This is a genomic window from Vibrio splendidus 12E03, assembly GCF_000272105.2.
In the GTDB taxonomy this organism is placed as follows: Bacteria; Pseudomonadota; Gammaproteobacteria; order Enterobacterales; family Vibrionaceae; genus Vibrio; species Vibrio splendidus_I.
Genome location: NZ_AJZD02000331.1, coordinates 82,096 through 97,732, shown reverse-complemented (window position 1 = coordinate 97,732; position 15,637 = coordinate 82,096). Strand labels below are relative to the sequence as shown.

The window sequence follows — 15,637 nt, the reverse complement described above, 5'->3', positions numbered from 1 at the left end:
ATGAATAGTTGAAAATTCAGAGCTGTATTTCTATCGAATTTATAATAAATATTAAGATTATCTTAAAAAGTGATATGTGACTGGTGGAGTAGTGAACTTATGTAGACTATTCTTCTATTGATTAGTTCATTAACAAAAAGCTATTTTTCTCGGAATGATATGTTGCATTGTTGCTCTTGATGAGTACAATTGCGGCTACCTGATGCGAGACGTTGGTTAATTTGTTGTTAAACTCTGGTTTACACGGTTAATAATGTTATCGCACGTAGAGGTGCAATTATAAAAAGTAACTTCCGTTGGGGTGATGCCAATGAACGGGAATGAAAGGTGTAATTGCCGAAGTAAATTGTATATCTAAGCAATTTGCTGGGGTTGTGCTCAATAGGTACAACACTGCCATAGTCTTAATTTTAAACTATGGAGCGCTACTGTAGGGTTGGGTGAAGTGTTCACTTCCCTTTCGCTTAGTTCAACATGAGCTTGGTCAGCCGTATCAAGTTTGTCTGCAGTAGATCTCTAGCCAAATAAAAAACTGGTTTTTGAAGATCATGAATTTAATAGATTTTGCAACATCACCTTTATCTTTGCTTCCGCCCCTTGTGGCTTTGAGCCTTGCTATTGTTACCCGCCGTGTATTGGTTTCTTTGGGTGTCGGTATCATCATGGGTGCGATTCTACTTGCTGATTACTCAGTAGGTAACGCAGCTAGTTACGTGTTTACTAAAGCATCTGGTGTTTTCATCGAAGATGGTGGCATCAACACTTGGAACATGAGCATCATTGCATTCCTAATAATTCTTGGAATGACAACGGCATTATTAACACTGTCTGGCGGTACTCGCGCATTCGCGGAATGGGCACAGTCTCGCGTTAAGAGCAAACGTGGCTCAAAACTACTTGCTGCTTTCTTAGGTGTATTCATCTTTGTAGATGACTACTTTAACAGCCTAGCAGTTGGTGCTATCTCTCGTCCTGTAACAGACCGTTTCTATGTATCTCGCGCTAAGCTTGCTTATATTCTAGATTCAACGGCTGCTCCTATGTGTGTGATCATGCCTGCTTCTAGCTGGGGTGCTTACATCATCACTATCATTGGTGGCATCTTAGTAACACACGGTGTGACAGAGTATTCTGCATTGGGCGCTTACGTTCGTCTTATCCCAATGAACTTCTACGCTGTGTTTGCACTACTAATGGTGTTCGCAGTGGCTTGGTTCGGTCTAGATGTTGGTAAGATGCGTGAGCATGAAATTGAAGCATCTCAAGGCCGTGGCTTTGAAGGCGACAACGATCAAAAGCAAGCGCACGATCTAAACGAAGAGCTAGATATCGAAGAGAGCGAAAACGGTTCAGTTTCTGATCTTGTTATGCCTATCGTATCGCTGATTGTAGCGACAGTTGCTGCAATGCTTTACACAGGTGGCCAAGCGCTGGCTGCTGATGGCCAAGCATTCAACCTTCTAGGTGCATTCGAAAATACGGATGTAGGTAAGTCTCTTGTTTACGGTGGTGTTATCGGCTTACTGGTAGCATTAGCGACAGTATTTAAGCAAAAGCTATCTATGGCTGACATCGCAAGAACAATGTGGATCGGTGCTAGCTCTATGTTTGGTGCGATTCTGATTCTTGTGTTCGCATGGACTATCGGTTCTGTAATCGGCGACATGAAAACGGGTTCTTACCTATCGTCTCTAGTAACAGGCAGCATTGATTACCACTGGCTACCGGTTATGTTGTTCCTTCTAGCGGGCGTTATGGCGTTCTCTACAGGTACATCTTGGGGTACGTTCGGCATCATGCTACCAATCGCAGGTGACATGGCTGCGGCATCTGACATCGCGTTGATTCTGCCGATGCTAAGTGCGGTTCTAGCCGGTGCTGTGTTTGGTGACCACTGTTCTCCAATCTCAGATACGACGATTCTGTCTTCTACTGGTGCTCGTTGTAACCACATCGATCACGTATCGACTCAGCTTCCATACGCGCTGTCTGTGGCGTTCGTATCGTGCATTGGTTTCATTACTCTAGGTATGACATCTTCAATTGGCATCGCATTTGGCGCAGCGTCTCTAACGTTTGTTGCTGTATGTTTTGCATTGGCTTACTTCTCTCGCTGCAAAATGGCGACGTGCAAAAGCTAAAACTGAGAGTTAATCTGTAAACTATCAGGGAGGCGTTTACCTCCCTTTTTTGTGCCTGTTAATTTAATTTTAAGTTTCGTGAAAAAAGTTCGAATAAATGGTTGAAAAAGGATGTCAGCTTAGTTAGTGTGGAGACAAGACAGCAAACAACTGAAGAGCTTATAAGTATGCGTAAATTAGTAATGAACATTCATCACCATCATCACCCTATTTAGTCTTTCGGGGAGATTTACGTATACCCGGGAGCAAGAATTCTCCCGGAGGTTAAGTCAAAGAATTTAGATTTAAACCCTCGGGATGACAAAGTCTTCCGAGGGTTTTTTAGTTTTAGCGCTTTTAAATAATCAATAAATTCAAATATTTGCACAGGGATACAGCAATGCAGACACAACGCCTAAGAATCGCAATTCAAAAGAAAGGTCGCTTAAGTAAAGAGTGCCAAGACCTACTTAAAAAATGTGGTGTTAAATTTAACATCATGGGTGAGCGCCTAGTGGTTCACTCACTAAATATGCCAATCGACTTGTTACTCGTTCGTGATGACGACATCCCAGGTCTTATCATGGACGGTGTAGTTGACCTTGGTTTCATCGGTGAAAATGAGCTAGAAGAAGTTCGTCTAGACCGTGTTGCTCTTAAAGAGCCTTCAGAGTTCCGTACACTACGTCGTTTAGACTTCGGTGGTTGCCGCCTTTCTATCGCTATCAACAAAGACGAAGAATACAACGGCCCACAAGACTTAGCGGGCAAACGTATTGCGACAACCTACCCACAACTACTGAAAGCCTACATGGACGAGCAGGGTGTTGAATTCAGCACTTGTATGCTAACAGGCTCGGTTGAAGTCGCACCTCGCGCTGGTCTTGCAGACGCTATCGCTGATTTAGTTTCGACAGGCGCAACGCTAGAAGCGAATGGCCTAAAAGAAGCAGAAGCTATCTTCCAATCGAAAGCAACCCTGATTCAACGTGTTGGTGACTTCGACGCAGACAAAACCGCATTAATTGAAAAACTACTGACTCGTATGCAGGGTGTTCAACAAGCGAAAGAGTCGAAGTACATCATGCTTCACGCGCCAACCTCTCAGCTAGAACAAATCAAAGCACTACTGCCTGGTGCTGAAGATCCAACGGTCCTTCCACTATCTACAGACAAAGACAAAGTTGCCGTTCACCTAGTAAGTACAGAGAACTTGTTCTGGGAAACAATGGAACAGCTTAAAGAGTTGGGTGCAAGCTCTATTCTAGTATTACCAATCGAAAAAATGATGGGGTAGTGACGATGAGAACCGTTGTTTGGCAATCTTTAAGTGAATCACAGCAAGACTCGGTATTAGAGCGTCCAGCTATTACTGAAGGTGCAAACATCACAGCGACTGTTTCTGATGTTATTGCAAAAGTACGAAATGAAGGCGATGCCGCGCTTAAAGAGCTGACTGCAAAGTTTGATGGTGTAACTCCTGAATCTATTCGAGTCAGTTCAAATGAAATCGAAGAGGCGTGTGCTCGTCTAACACCAGAAATGAAGCAAGCGCTAGAGCAAGCTTATAGCAACATTGCTAAGTTCCACGAAGCTCAAAAGCCTCAACCGATTAAGGTTGAGACACAACCGGGTGTTGTGTGTGAGCAAGTGACTCGCGCGATTAATACTGTTGGTCTTTATATTCCAGGTGGCAGCGCGCCACTTCCGTCAACGGTTCTTATGTTAGGTGTGCCTGCACAAATCGCAGGTTGTCGTAAGGTTGTGCTTTGTTCACCACCGCCAATCGCTGATGAAATCTTGTATGTCGCGAAGCTTTGTAAGATCGACGAGGTTTACAACGTTGGTGGTGGCCAAGCGGTTGCAGCAATGGCTTACGGTACCGAGAGTGTGGCTAAAGTCGATAAGATCTTCGGCCCAGGTAATGCCTACGTAACGGAAGCGAAGCGCCAAGTGAGCAATGACTTCCGCGGTGCGGCGATTGATATGCCTGCTGGCCCATCGGAAGTGTTGGTAATTGCTGATGAAACAGCTGATGCCGACTTCATTGCAGCGGACTTGTTGAGCCAAGCGGAACACGGCCCTGACTCTCAAGTGGTATTGGTAACGCCATCTCCAGTGGTTGCTGACCAAGTCACGGAAGCGGTTCAGAAACAACTGAAAGAGTTGTCTCGTGCGAACATTGCTCAGCAAGCATTGGCTTCAAGCTTAATTATCATTGCTGAATCCATCACTCAAGCGATTGCGATTTCGAACTTCTACGGTCCTGAGCACTTGATTGTTCAAACCAAGAATCCACGTGAACTACTGCCATTGCTCGACAATGCAGGATCAATCTTCCTCGGTGACTGGTCTCCGGAATCTGCGGGCGATTATGCGTCTGGTACAAACCACGTATTACCGACTTACGGTTACACGAAGACGTATTCAAGCCTAGGTTTGGCTGACTTCTCTAAGCGCATGACGGTACAAGAGCTAACAGCCGATGGTTTGAAAGGCCTAGCGCCAACTGTAGTAACAATGGCGGAAGCCGAAGGCTTGGATGCACACAAACGTGCTGTGACCATCCGAGTGGAAAAGTTAAATAAAGCGAAATAAGGGTAGGGCATGGAAAAGTTAGCAAGAAAACAAGTTCAGGCTCTGACACCTTACTTGTCTGCAAGACGTATAGGCGGTACTGGTGATGTGTGGCTAAACGCCAACGAATCTCCGTTTGATAACGAGTACAACCTGAACTTGTCTCGTCTTAACCGTTACAGCGAATGTCAGCCAAAAGAGCTGATTGACGCTTACGCTCAATACGCAGGCGTGAAGTCAGAGCAAACTCTGACAACACGTGGTGCTGATGAAGGCATTGAGTTATTGATTCGTGCTTTCTGTGAGCCGAACGAAGACGCTATTCTTTACTGCCCACCCACTTACGGTATGTACGCAATCAGTGCAGAGACGATTGGTGTTGAGCGTAAAGTTGTGCCTCTGACGTCTGAATGGCAATTGGATCTTCCAGCTATCGAAGCTCAGCTCGACAACGTAAAAGTGGTGTTTGTTTGTAGCCCAAATAACCCAACCGGTAATTTGGTTGATCGCAAAGACATCATCAAGTTGCTTGAAATGACACAAGACAAAGCGATTGTGGTGATGGATGAAGCGTATATCGATTTCTGTCCAGAAGCGTCAACCGTTGATTTGCTTGAGCAATATCCAAACCTAGCGATTCTGCGCACCTTGTCGAAGGCCTTTGCTTTAGCGGGTTTACGTTGTGGTTTTACGCTAGCGAATAAAGAGCTTATCGATGTACTGTTGAAAGTGATTGCGCCTTATCCAGTGCCAATCCCTGTTGCTGACATTGCCGTTCAAGCACTTTCAGAGCAAGGACTCGCGCGAGCTAAGTTCCAAGTTCTGGATTTAAGTGCTAACCGAGCGTATTTGCAAGCGGGTCTGTTAGGCATGCCTCAAGTGACGGTTTTTGATGGCTGGGGTAACTACTTACTGGTGAAATTCCCGAACGGCGATGAGTTATTTAAAGCGGCTTGGGATACGGGCATTATTTTGCGTAATTCACCTATTGAAGACTGTGTTCGTATTAGTATTGGTAACCGCGAAGAGTGCGAAAAGACACTTGGATTCATTCGTAACTTTTATCAGTAATGAAAGGCTTACCAGTAATAACATTTGCCAGTTTGAGTTGATTAATTGGGCTGGCAAGTGAAACCAATATTTTGGGTTAGCGTTTGATTTTAGCTAGGCCACCAGATTTAAAATTAAAAGGAAGTTCAAGTGAGTAAACAACAGAAAATACTTTTTATAGACCGTGACGGCACCTTAATTGTTGAGCCGCCAGTTGACTTTCAAGTAGACCGTTTAGACAAGCTAAAATTCGAACCGCTAGTAATTCCAAGCCTGCTTGCTTTGCAAGATGCTGGTTACCGCTTAGTAATGGTCACTAACCAAGATGGTTTAGGTACCGATAGCTACCCACAAGAAGATTTCGATGCACCACACAATATGATGATGGAGTTCTTCGAATCTCAAGGCGTTAAGTTTGACGACGTGCTTATTTGCCCTCACTTTGACGAAGACAACTGCTCTTGCCGTAAGCCTAAACTTGGTATGGTTAAAGAGTACCTACAAGGCGGTAAAGTCGATTTCCAACACTCTGTTGTGATTGGCGACCGAATGACGGATCTTCAACTGGCAGAGAACATGGCTATCCGCGGTATTCAATATGGCCCGGATGCTGAAACTGAAGGCACGCTTAACTGGCCACAAATCGTTAAAGATCTGACGGTTAATACGCGTATTGCTGAAGTAGTTCGTACCACTAAAGAAACCGATATCAAGGTGGCAGTAAACCTTGATGAAACCGGTGGCAACAAGATCGATACAGGCATGGGTTTCTTCGACCACATGCTTGATCAAATCGCGACACACGGTGGTTTCCAAATGAACCTGACTGTGAAGGGCGACCTGCACATCGATGATCACCACACAGTAGAAGATACCGCTCTGGCTTTAGGCCAAGCATTGAAAGATGCACTTGGCGACAAACGTGGTATCGGCCGTTTTGGTTTCAGCCTGCCAATGGATGAGTGTTTGGCTCAGTGTGCGCTAGATCTTTCTGGTCGTCCATACCTGAAGTTCGATGCTAAATTCAGCCGTGAGCAAGTGGGTGATCTTTCAACAGAGATGGTGGTTCACTTCTTCCGTTCTCTAACTGATACATTGGCTTGTACGCTACACCTTTCTTCTGATGGTAATAATGATCACCACATCATTGAGAGCCTGTTCAAAGCGTTTGGCCGTACTCTTCGCCAAGCAATCAAAGTTGAAGGTAACGAGTTACCAAGCAGCAAAGGCGTTCTGTAAGGCTAACGTTAGCAAGGAAAAACAATGAAAGATCAAAAAGTCGTTATTATTGATACTGGTTGTGCCAACGTTTCCTCAGTGAAGTTTGCGATTGAACGTCTGGGCTACACAGTTGAAATTTCAAAAGAACCAGAAGTGGTTCTTGCTGCCGACAAGCTATTCCTACCCGGTGTAGGTACAGCAAGTGAGGCTATGAAAAACCTGCAAGAGCGTGACCTTGTTACCCTTGTGAAGCAAGTAGAGAAGCCTCTGCTGGGTATCTGTTTAGGTATGCAGCTGTTAGGCAAACTGTCTCAAGAGAAAGGCCAGAAGGCTGACGAATTAGTTGAATGCCTAGGTTTGTGTGATGGTGAAGTTCGTTTACTTGAAACGGGCGACTTGCCATTACCACACATGGGTTGGAACACCGTAACGGCAACACCTAATCACTCTCTATTTAAAGACATTGAAGAAGGCGAATACTTCTACTTTGTTCATAGCTTCGCAATGCCAGTGGGCGACTACACAATCGCACAATGTGATTACGGTAATCCGTTCACTGCGGCGGTTCAAAGTGGCAATTATTATGGTGTTCAGTTCCACCCAGAGCGATCTTCGAAAGCTGGCTCTAAGCTGATTCAGAACTTCTTGGAATTGTAATAAGGATTAGGCAGCGGCTAACGTTGCCATATAAGGAATGTAAATGATTATTCCCGCGTTAGATTTAATTGAAGGCCAAGTAGTTCGCTTATTCCAAGGAGACTACGGGCAAGTAACAGAATACAAAGTAGACCCAGCAGAGCAGTTTAATCTGTATCACCAAGCTGGCGCTGGTTGGCTTCACCTTGTTGACTTAACGGGTGCAAAAGACACAACCGCTCGTCAACTTGACCTTATCGCAAAGCTACTTGCGAGTACGCCTGCCAATATCCAAATTGGTGGTGGTGTTCGTAATGAGCAAGATGTGGTCGACTTACTTGAAGCTGGCGCACAGCGCGTTGTGGTTGGTTCTACAGCAGTTAAGCAACCTGAGTTGGTCAAAGGTTGGATGGAGAAGTACGGCGCAGAAAAAATCGTGCTGGCTCTAGACATCAACATTGACGAAAGCGGCACACGTAAAGTGGCGATTTCAGGTTGGCAAGAAGATTCAGGTGTGACCATTGAAGCGCTGATTGAAGACTACCTCACGGTTGGCCTTAAACACGTTCTGTGTACCGATATTTCACGTGACGGCACGCTAGAAGGATCAAACGTAGAGCTCTATGTTGATCTTTGTAAGCAGTACTCAAAAGTACAATTCCAATCATCGGGCGGCATTGGCAGCTTAGCTGATATCGAAGCGCTTAAAGACAGCGGTGTTGCTGGTGTTATTGTTGGTCGTGCGTTACTTGACGGCAAGTTTACCGCAGAGGAGGCATTTGCATGTTGGCAAAGCGAATAATCCCTTGTTTGGATGTCCGTGATGGACAGGTGGTTAAGGGCGTTCAGTTCCGTAACCACGAAATTATTGGTGACATCGTTCCGTTAGCGCAACGTTATGCGGAAGAGGGCGCTGATGAATTAGTATTTTACGATATCACTGCATCAAGCGATGGTCGTGTAGTCGACAAGAGCTGGGTAAAACGTGTAGCAGAAGTGATTGATATTCCTTTCTGTGTGGCTGGTGGTATCAAGTCAGCGGAAGATGCAGCGCGTATTCTTGAGTTTGGTGCGGACAAAGTGTCAATCAACTCACCGGCATTGGCTAATCCGCAACTGATCACTGACCTAGCTGATAAGTTCGGCGTGCAGTGTATCGTTGTTGGTATCGATTCATACTTCGATAAAGAAACCGGTAAATATCAGGTTTACCAATTCACAGGCGACGAAGCGCGTACCAAAGCAACCAAATGGGAAACCAAAGATTGGGTGAAGGAAGTACAGAAGCGTGGTGCTGGTGAGATCGTGTTAAACATGATGAACCAAGATGGCGTTCGTAACGGTTACGACATCGATCAGTTAAACATGGTGCGTGAAGTGTGTAATGTGCCATTGATTGCCTCTGGTGGCGCTGGTGCAATGGAGCACTTTGCTGAAGCTTATAAAAAGACCAACGTGGATGGAGCGCTTGCGGCTTCGGTATTCCACAAACAAGTCATCAATATTGGTGAACTTAAACAGTATTTAAAACAACAAGATGTAGAGGTGCGACTATGAGTTTTGAACCCGTAAGCTTATCAAAAACAGAAGTAGGCGCATTGTCAGAGCGTATTAACTGGGAAAAAGTCGATGGCTTAGTGCCAGCTATTGTTCAAGATTACCAATCTAGCCAAGTGTTAATGATGGGATACATGAACCCAGCAGCACTTGAGAAAACCGGTGAAACAGGCAATGTGACGTTTTTCTCTCGCACCAAAGAGCGTCTTTGGACGAAAGGTGAAACGTCGGGCAACGTATTGCAACTGCAAAACATCGCCTTGGACTGTGACAGCGACACCTTACTGGTTAAAGTTAATCCCATTGGCCCAACGTGCCACACAGGTACAACAACATGTTGGGATGGAGACAAGCAAGAAGAGTCTCAGATGGTGTGGCTTCATCAGCTTGAGCAGCTACTGGCTGCCCGCAAGGACGCAGACCCTGAATCTTCTTATACTGCCAGCCTATATGCCCGTGGCACCAAACGTATTTCGCAAAAAGTGGGCGAAGAAGGCGTTGAAGTCGCGCTTGCGGCGACGTCGGGCGATAAGGCGGAGTTAGTGTGTGAATCAGCAGATTTGATTTACCACCTAATGGTTCTTCTTCAAGACCAAGGCTTATCGATGGATGATGTGGTCAACAAGCTGAAAGAGCGTCATAAGTAAGCTCTCTTTAGATTAATAGAACCGCGTAAAAGACAGACAAAAGCCCCGTAAACAAACATGTTTACGGGGCTTTTTAGTTTTTTAATTTTCAAGATTTCAAGATTTCAAGATCTCAAGATTTCAAGATTTCTAAGCCCTACGTCACTTTTCTAACCTCTGACTTTGCGTCATTCCGAGGAGCCTAAGCGACATCAGGAATCTCTTCTCTTAATCTGACTTCTTAGTCGAACGAGTTACCCGCAGCACTTCTTGTATTTCTTACCACTGCCACAAATACACGGATCATTACGGCCGATTTTAAAGCTCTCAACGGTTTGATTTAAGCGTGGGTCAATTTCTGGTTGTGTAGTTTGTTCCTGCTCTGGGAAGGTACCATCAATGTAGTACCAAAGACCGTCTTCACGTATAAAGCGAGAGCGTTCTTGCATACAGTATTGTGCGCCGTCTTCATTGAAGTAAGCTTTAAATTCAACAAAGCCTTCGTCTTGGTGCGAACCTGCCGCAGTATCGATGACCTCTAATCCTGCCCAATCACTGTCGATAGATTCGGCGATGGCTTCTCTTTGAGCTTCGGCATTGCAGCTAGGGTGGTAAGTCGCAACAACATAGTCAACCAAACCCAACACGTGCGCCGAATAACGAGAGCGCATCAACTGCTCAGGTGTTTCAACGGCACTGTGGTTAAGGTGCGCTGATTCACAGCACTGTTGGTAAGTATTATTGCTACCGCATGGGCATAAAGACATAGTCAGATCCTGTAAAAATGGCCTCTATTAAGAGGCCATAAATGAATGCGTGGGAGTTTACCAAGAAACGATCGCTCACCAAAGCTAAGTTTCTATTGAAGTTGTTGTGTGAATTACGCTATTTCAAGGCAGGAGACAACAGTTCTTGGGCCCAAGTCGTCGCTTCGTCATAAGCTTGACCAAGTTGAGCTTCACTCAGTTTGAGAAGCTGGCGAATACGAGTCGCTTCATCCCAACGAGCTTGTTCATAAGCAACCACCATCGCCAACACAGCACCTAACACGCCTTTGCGTTGAATTAAGGCTTGTTTGATCTCTACGTCGATCGGCACCGAATCGAGTACTTGTTTCAATGGTTGGTCAAAGAGTGAGTCCAATAGAGAGAACATACCGGTCAAAAAGGCTTGTCCAGGCTCAACCTTAACATTCATCTTCTCGACTAAGAGTTCACATTGACGTGCGCGTATTACCGCTAAACCATAGAGAGAGTCCGGCTTATCTTCTTTCGCGGAGGCGATAGCCACAAGAGAAACGAACTTACGCAGCTTTTGTTCGCCAAGGTAAATAAGCGCTTGGCGGAATGAGCGAATCGTCGTTGCTGAACCACCTGCAGAGTTTACGTAGGTAAGTAGCTTATACGACATGGTCACATCAAGCGTAATTAAACGCTCTACTTCACCAAAGTCGATAGGGTCGTGTGCAATCTCTTTTAACAGCTGAACGGTCGTCAGGAATGCAGGGTTGAGCGCACGCGTTTGGATCATTTCTGGCTTGCTAAAGAAGTAACCTTGAAAGTAAGTGAAGCCTGCTTTCTTCGCTTCTTGGTATTCTTCGTACGTTTCTACCTTCTCAGCAAGGAACTTGATATCTAGCCCTTTGAGGGAGTTCATAAACATCGCTGCTTTGGCAATTGGCGTCAAACGGATATCGAACTTGATAATCGAAACGTAGGGTAAGAAGCGCTTCCAAGCTTTACTTGGTACAAAGTCATCTAACGCGATGGTATAACCTGCATCAAAGATAGTTTTGATTGCTTCAAGTAACTCGTCTGTCGGTTCGCAGTCTTCAAGAACCTCTACAACGAGGCTTTCTTTGGGAAACAGAGTAGGGACCAAGTTGATTAGGCTTGCGTAAGGGAAGTTCACGAACCCAAGCTTATCACCCAACGTATTATAGTGGGTCGATAAGAAGTGATCGGAAAGCAAACGGCTAGTAGCGAGCTCCGGCTCTACTTCAGGGAAAGTGTTCTTAGGACCATCCCTGAATAGCAACTCGTAACCTATGGTCTTCTTGTCTGTATCGAGTATTGGTTGACGCGCTACGTATGAATATTTCAACTTGGTACTGTGTTCGGTTTATTTCTGGTAGAGAGATAATAGCTAATTCAGTAGAAATTACCATACACTTTCTAAGAAAGTCTGACCGACAATAATAATCAAACTGAAAGTTTAAGAGTGACGTTAAAAGCTATTGCTAAACGCTCGATTCTGTAGTTCAAAACTTTGCGGCGTGAACACCAGCACGGAACCTTGCGTATACCAATCGCCAAGTACGATACGGGTTTTAGTGCAATTGTTGGCACTAAATGTATGGATGTCTGGACGATGAGTATGGCCGTGGATCATCAGATCAACGTTGTTTCGTTCCATCACATCTTCGACTTCTTGTTGTGTCACATCCATGATGTCGAGAGACTTAGTCTGCTTGTCATCTTTGATATCGGATTGAACCTTCGAGACGATCTTCTTCTTGATAAAAAATGGAATTCTGTTGAAGACCCATTGAAGCCATGGTTGATGTACTTTTTCTCGAAAGGCGAGATACTTTACATCTTCAGTACATAGGGTATCTCCATGCAATACTACCGCTTTTTGCCCGTAGATATCGATTGTCGATACTTCGTCGAGAAGTTGAACGCCCGTTTGCTTGGCAAATTTTTTACCGACAAGGAAATCACGGTTCCCTTGAGTGAAGTAACAAGGTACGCCTGTTTTCACCAAATCGATAAACGCTTGGCGAATAGAAGTCGCGAACTCACTCTTGTCGTCGTCACCAATCCAGAATTCGAAAAGGTCGCCTAGCACGTATAGTGCATCTGCTTCGATGGCTTCCTTCCTCATAAAGGTTAAGAAGCAGTCTGTGATGTCTTGTCGTGACGGAGCAAGGTGCAAGTCTGATATAAAATATGTTTTCATAGGTCTAAAAAAAGGGAGCGATTCGCTCCCTATATCCTGATTTTATCGGCTCATCAATACTAACCGAAAGCGATGAATTAAGCTTCGATTGTAGTACCAGTGATGATCACTTCTTCTAGAGGTACGTCTTGGTGCATACCCATAGAACCAGTGCTAACACCTTTAATCTTGTTTACGATGTCCATGCCTTCAACAACTTCTGCGAATACACAGTAACCCCAACCGTCTAGGCTTTCGCTACGGAAGTTTAGGAAAGAGTTGTCGTTAACGTTGATGAAGAACTGAGAGCTCGCTGAATGCGGTTCCATAGTACGAGCCATTGCTAGCGTACCAACTTTGTTCGCAAGACCGTTGTTTGCTTCGTTCTTGATCGTTGCACGAGTCGCTTTTTCTTTAAGGCCAGAAGTCATGCCGCCGCCTTGAATCATGAAACCATCGATAACACGGTGGAATAGTGTGTTGTCGTAGAAACCGTCACGGCAATACTGTAGAAAGTTTGCGCTTGTTTCTGGTGCTTTTTCTTCATTAAGTTGAACTTTGATGTCACCAAAATTTGTGTGAAGGATGATCATGATTGTTACCTTACTGTCTTTTTAATATGAAAAGCGATTCTAGCCTAGTTTGATTGAGTTTCAAAATACGAAATCGTCAATAGATAACAAGGAGTTTAGCCGATTTGGTGGTGAAAGGTATTACCTATTAAGGTATGACTTGTTATACTGCGAGCTTATTTTTGATTAATCCATAAAATAGATAGAGATCATGCTGAAGATATATAACACGCTCACAAGACAGAAAGAGGAATTCAAACCAATTACAGCTGGCAAAGTCGGTATGTATGTCTGTGGGGTAACCATATACGATCTCTGTCATATTGGTCATGGTCGTACGTTCGTTTCTTTCGACGTAGTAACTCGCTACCTTCGTTACCTTGGCTACGATTTGAACTTCGTTCGTAATATCACAGATATCGATGATAAAATCATCAAACGCGCTAACGAAAACGGTGAGTCTTGTGACTCTCTGACTGAGCGTTTAATCGGTGAAATGCACGCAGACTTTGATGCATTGAACATGAAACGTCCTGACGTTGAGCCTCGTGCTACAGAATACATCACTGAAATCATCGAGCTTGTTGAAAAGCTGATTGAACGTGGTTTCGCTTACGTTGCAAGCAACGGCGACGTGATGTTCGAAGTAAAGAAATTCGACGAATACGGCAAGCTTTCTAAGCAAGACCTTGATCAGCTTCAAGCGGGTGCTCGAGTTGATATTGAATCTGCAAAACGTAGCCCATTAGACTTCGTTCTTTGGAAGATGTCTAAGCCTGGTGAACCTACATGGGAATCGCCATGGGGTCCGGGTCGTCCAGGTTGGCACATCGAATGTTCAGCAATGAATTCATCTATTCTTGGTAACCACTTTGATATCCACGGTGGTGGTTCAGATCTACAGTTCCCTCACCACGAGAACGAAATCGCACAGTCTTGCTGCGCGCACGGCACTCAGTATGTAAATACTTGGATGCACAGTGGTATGGTGATGGTAGACAAAGAAAAGATGTCTAAGTCACTAGGTAACTTCTTCACTATCCGTGACGTGCTAGCACATTACGATGCTGAAACGGTACGTTACTTCCTAATGTCTGGTCACTACCGTAGCCAGCTAAACTACAGCGAAGATAACCTAAACCAAGCTCGCGCATCACTAGAGCGTCTATACACGTCACTTCGTGGCCTCGACCTTACTGCCGCTCCTGCCGGTGGCGAAGAGTACGTGACTCGATTCTCTACAGCGATGAACGATGATTTCAACACACCTGAAGCTTATTCAGTACTGTTTGAAATGGCTCGTGAAATCAACCGTATCAAGCCTGAAAGCATTGAAAAAGCAAGCGGACTTGGTGCATTGATGCGTGAACTAGCAGACATCATCGGTATTCTTCACCAAGAGCCAGAAGCCTTCCTACAAGGTGATGCGGCAGGTAACGACGACGAAGTGGCTGAAATCGAAGCGTTGATCAAACTGCGTAACGACTCTCGTGCTTCAAAGGATTGGGCAAATGCCGACCTTGCACGTGATAAGCTAAACGAGTTGGGTATTGTTCTGGAAGATGGCCCAGAAGGTACGACTTGGCGTCGTAAGTAAATCTTATAAAAAGGGCTGATTTTCAGCCCTTTTTTCTAGCAAAAATTCTTTAATTTCACCTTTGCTTTTATCTTCAACTTTTAATAACAGGAATATTTCTGTGGCTCAGATGTATTTTTATTACTCGGCAATGAATGCGGGTAAATCGACAACGCTTCTTCAATCTTCATTTAACTACCAAGAGCGTGGCATGACGCCAGTGATCTTTACTGCAGCGCTAGATGATCGCTATGGTATCGGTAAAGTGAGCTCGCGAATTGGTCTTCAATCTGAAGCTCAACTGTTTAAAAACGACACCAATATGTTTGACGCGATACAAAAACTCAATGAAGAAGAAAAGCGTCATTGTGTTTTGATCGATGAGTGTCAGTTCTTATCGAAAGAGCAGGTTTACCAGTTAACAGAAGTGGTTGATAAGCTGCACATCCCTGTACTTTGTTACGGTTTGCGCACTGACTTCTTGGGTGAACTGTTTGAAGGTAGTCGCTACTTATTATCTTGGGCAGACAAACTTGTTGAGTTGAAAACGATTTGTCACTGTGGTCGTAAAGCGAATATGGTGATTCGTACTGATGAGCACGGTGTTGCAATTGCTGAAGGTGACCAAGTGGCTATTGGTGGTAATGACCAATATGTTTCAGCTTGCCGTTTGCACTACAAAGAAGCGTTAGGTAAATAAACGGCTCTTTGGTTGATTTTTCTTGAGTGAATAAAGCTGAAATCAACAAGCTCAAGTAATAG

General features: G+C 44.7%; 15 protein-coding genes, 1 riboswitch and 1 other annotated feature. Of the genes, 11 read left to right on the top strand and 4 right to left on the bottom strand.

Going from position 1 to position 15,637, the window contains the following annotated elements:
• Positions 1 to 258: 258 nt before the first annotated feature.
• Positions 259 to 436, top strand: a riboswitch (Lysine riboswitch).
• A gap of 112 nt (positions 437 to 548) precedes the next feature.
• The 9 genes from A142_RS21460 to hisIE all read left to right on the top strand — a co-directional run bounded on the left by A142_RS21460 (position 549) and on the right by hisIE (position 9,808).
• Complete coding sequence (locus A142_RS21460) at positions 549 to 2,141, top strand: Na+/H+ antiporter NhaC family protein (protein WP_026084180.1); 1,593 nt, start codon at positions 549 to 551, stop codon at positions 2,139 to 2,141.
• Between the two features lie 190 nt (positions 2,142 to 2,331).
• Positions 2,332 to 2,467: a sequence feature (His leader region), on the top strand.
• A 53-nt stretch (positions 2,468 to 2,520) separates the two neighbouring features.
• On the top strand, positions 2,521 to 3,417 hold the full coding sequence (hisG, locus tag A142_RS21455) for an ATP phosphoribosyltransferase (protein WP_017060264.1): 897 nt from the start codon (positions 2,521 to 2,523) through the stop codon (positions 3,415 to 3,417).
• Positions 3,417 to 4,718: a histidinol dehydrogenase gene (gene hisD, locus A142_RS21450; protein WP_019824336.1), complete on the top strand. Its 1,302-nt coding sequence runs from the start codon at positions 3,417 to 3,419 to the stop codon at positions 4,716 to 4,718. The genes hisG and hisD overlap by 1 nt, the downstream gene beginning before the upstream one ends.
• Before the next feature lie 9 nt (positions 4,719 to 4,727).
• A complete protein-coding gene (gene hisC / locus A142_RS21445) occupies positions 4,728 to 5,768 on the top strand; it encodes a histidinol-phosphate transaminase (RefSeq protein WP_017060266.1) in 1,041 nt (346 codons plus the stop codon).
• Positions 5,769 to 5,897: 129 nt separating this feature from the next.
• Positions 5,898 to 6,986, top strand: coding sequence for a bifunctional histidinol-phosphatase/imidazoleglycerol-phosphate dehydratase HisB (hisB, locus tag A142_RS21440; protein WP_019824334.1), 1,089 nt, complete (start codon positions 5,898 to 5,900; stop codon positions 6,984 to 6,986).
• A 24-nt stretch (positions 6,987 to 7,010) separates the two neighbouring features.
• A complete protein-coding gene (gene hisH, locus A142_RS21435) occupies positions 7,011 to 7,625 on the top strand; it encodes an imidazole glycerol phosphate synthase subunit HisH (protein ID WP_019824332.1) in 615 nt (204 codons plus the stop codon).
• Positions 7,626 to 7,668: 43 nt separating this feature from the next.
• Entirely contained in the window at positions 7,669 to 8,406 is a 738-nt protein-coding gene (hisA, locus tag A142_RS21430) for a 1-(5-phosphoribosyl)-5-[(5-phosphoribosylamino)methylideneamino]imidazole-4-carboxamide isomerase (RefSeq protein WP_019824330.1), read from the top strand.
• Positions 8,388 to 9,161: an imidazole glycerol phosphate synthase subunit HisF gene (gene hisF / locus A142_RS21425; RefSeq protein ID WP_017057071.1), complete on the top strand. Its 774-nt coding sequence runs from the start codon at positions 8,388 to 8,390 to the stop codon at positions 9,159 to 9,161. Before hisA ends, hisF begins: the two co-directional genes overlap by 19 nt.
• A complete protein-coding gene (hisIE, locus tag A142_RS21420) occupies positions 9,158 to 9,808 on the top strand; it encodes a bifunctional phosphoribosyl-AMP cyclohydrolase/phosphoribosyl-ATP diphosphatase HisIE (RefSeq protein ID WP_017060271.1) in 651 nt (216 codons plus the stop codon). Before hisF ends, hisIE begins: the two co-directional genes overlap by 4 nt.
• A 233-nt stretch (positions 9,809 to 10,041) precedes the next feature.
• On the opposite strand, the gene A142_RS21415 is transcribed toward hisIE, so the two are convergent.
• The 4 genes from A142_RS21415 to A142_RS21400 all read right to left on the bottom strand — a co-directional run bounded on the left by A142_RS21415 (position 10,042) and on the right by A142_RS21400 (position 13,320).
• Positions 10,042 to 10,554: a YchJ family protein gene (locus A142_RS21415; protein ID WP_019824327.1), complete on the bottom strand. Its 513-nt coding sequence runs from the start codon at positions 10,552 to 10,554 to the stop codon at positions 10,042 to 10,044.
• Positions 10,555 to 10,672: 118 nt separating this feature from the next.
• A complete protein-coding gene (locus A142_RS21410) occupies positions 10,673 to 11,890 on the bottom strand; it encodes an EAL and HDOD domain-containing protein (protein ID WP_019824325.1) in 1,218 nt (405 codons plus the stop codon).
• A 123-nt stretch (positions 11,891 to 12,013) separates the two neighbouring features.
• Complete coding sequence (lpxH, locus tag A142_RS21405; protein ID WP_019824323.1) at positions 12,014 to 12,748, bottom strand: UDP-2,3-diacylglucosamine diphosphatase; 735 nt, start codon at positions 12,746 to 12,748, stop codon at positions 12,014 to 12,016.
• 77 nt (positions 12,749 to 12,825) lie between these two features.
• Positions 12,826 to 13,320, bottom strand: coding sequence for a peptidylprolyl isomerase (locus A142_RS21400; protein ID WP_017060275.1), 495 nt, complete (start codon positions 13,318 to 13,320; stop codon positions 12,826 to 12,828).
• Between the two features lie 190 nt (positions 13,321 to 13,510).
• Between A142_RS21400 and cysS the strand changes: the two genes are divergently transcribed.
• Both cysS and A142_RS21390 read left to right on the top strand, forming a co-directional pair.
• Positions 13,511 to 14,896 carry a cysteine--tRNA ligase gene (gene cysS, locus A142_RS21395; RefSeq protein WP_019824320.1) on the top strand — a complete coding sequence of 462 codons (1,386 nt, stop codon included), beginning with the start codon at positions 13,511 to 13,513 and terminating at the stop codon, positions 14,894 to 14,896.
• Positions 14,897 to 14,996: 100 nt separating this feature from the next.
• Positions 14,997 to 15,575 (top strand): thymidine kinase, encoded by a 579-nt coding sequence (locus A142_RS21390; RefSeq protein WP_004734584.1) that lies wholly within the window; start codon positions 14,997 to 14,999, stop codon positions 15,573 to 15,575.
• Positions 15,576 to 15,637: the final 62 nt, after the last annotated feature.

Coding starts and splice junctions, on each gene's coding strand:
- A142_RS21460 (WP_026084180.1), top strand. CDS start 549: ATGAATTTAATAGATTTTGCAACATCACCTTTATCTTTGCTTCCGCCC.
- hisG (WP_017060264.1), top strand. CDS start 2,521: ATGCAGACACAACGCCTAAGAATCGCAATTCAAAAGAAAGGTCGCTTA.
- hisC (WP_017060266.1), top strand. CDS start 4,728: ATGGAAAAGTTAGCAAGAAAACAAGTTCAGGCTCTGACACCTTACTTG.
- hisH (WP_019824332.1), top strand. CDS start 7,011: ATGAAAGATCAAAAAGTCGTTATTATTGATACTGGTTGTGCCAACGTT.
- hisA (WP_019824330.1), top strand. CDS start 7,669: ATGATTATTCCCGCGTTAGATTTAATTGAAGGCCAAGTAGTTCGCTTA.
- hisF (WP_017057071.1), top strand. CDS start 8,388: ATGTTGGCAAAGCGAATAATCCCTTGTTTGGATGTCCGTGATGGACAG.
- hisIE (WP_017060271.1), top strand. CDS start 9,158: ATGAGTTTTGAACCCGTAAGCTTATCAAAAACAGAAGTAGGCGCATTG.
- A142_RS21415 (WP_019824327.1), bottom strand. CDS start 10,554: ATGTCTTTATGCCCATGCGGTAGCAATAATACTTACCAACAGTGCTGT.
- lpxH (WP_019824323.1), bottom strand. CDS start 12,748: ATGAAAACATATTTTATATCAGACTTGCACCTTGCTCCGTCACGACAA.
- A142_RS21400 (WP_017060275.1), bottom strand. CDS start 13,320: ATGATCATCCTTCACACAAATTTTGGTGACATCAAAGTTCAACTTAAT.
- cysS (WP_019824320.1), top strand. CDS start 13,511: ATGCTGAAGATATATAACACGCTCACAAGACAGAAAGAGGAATTCAAA.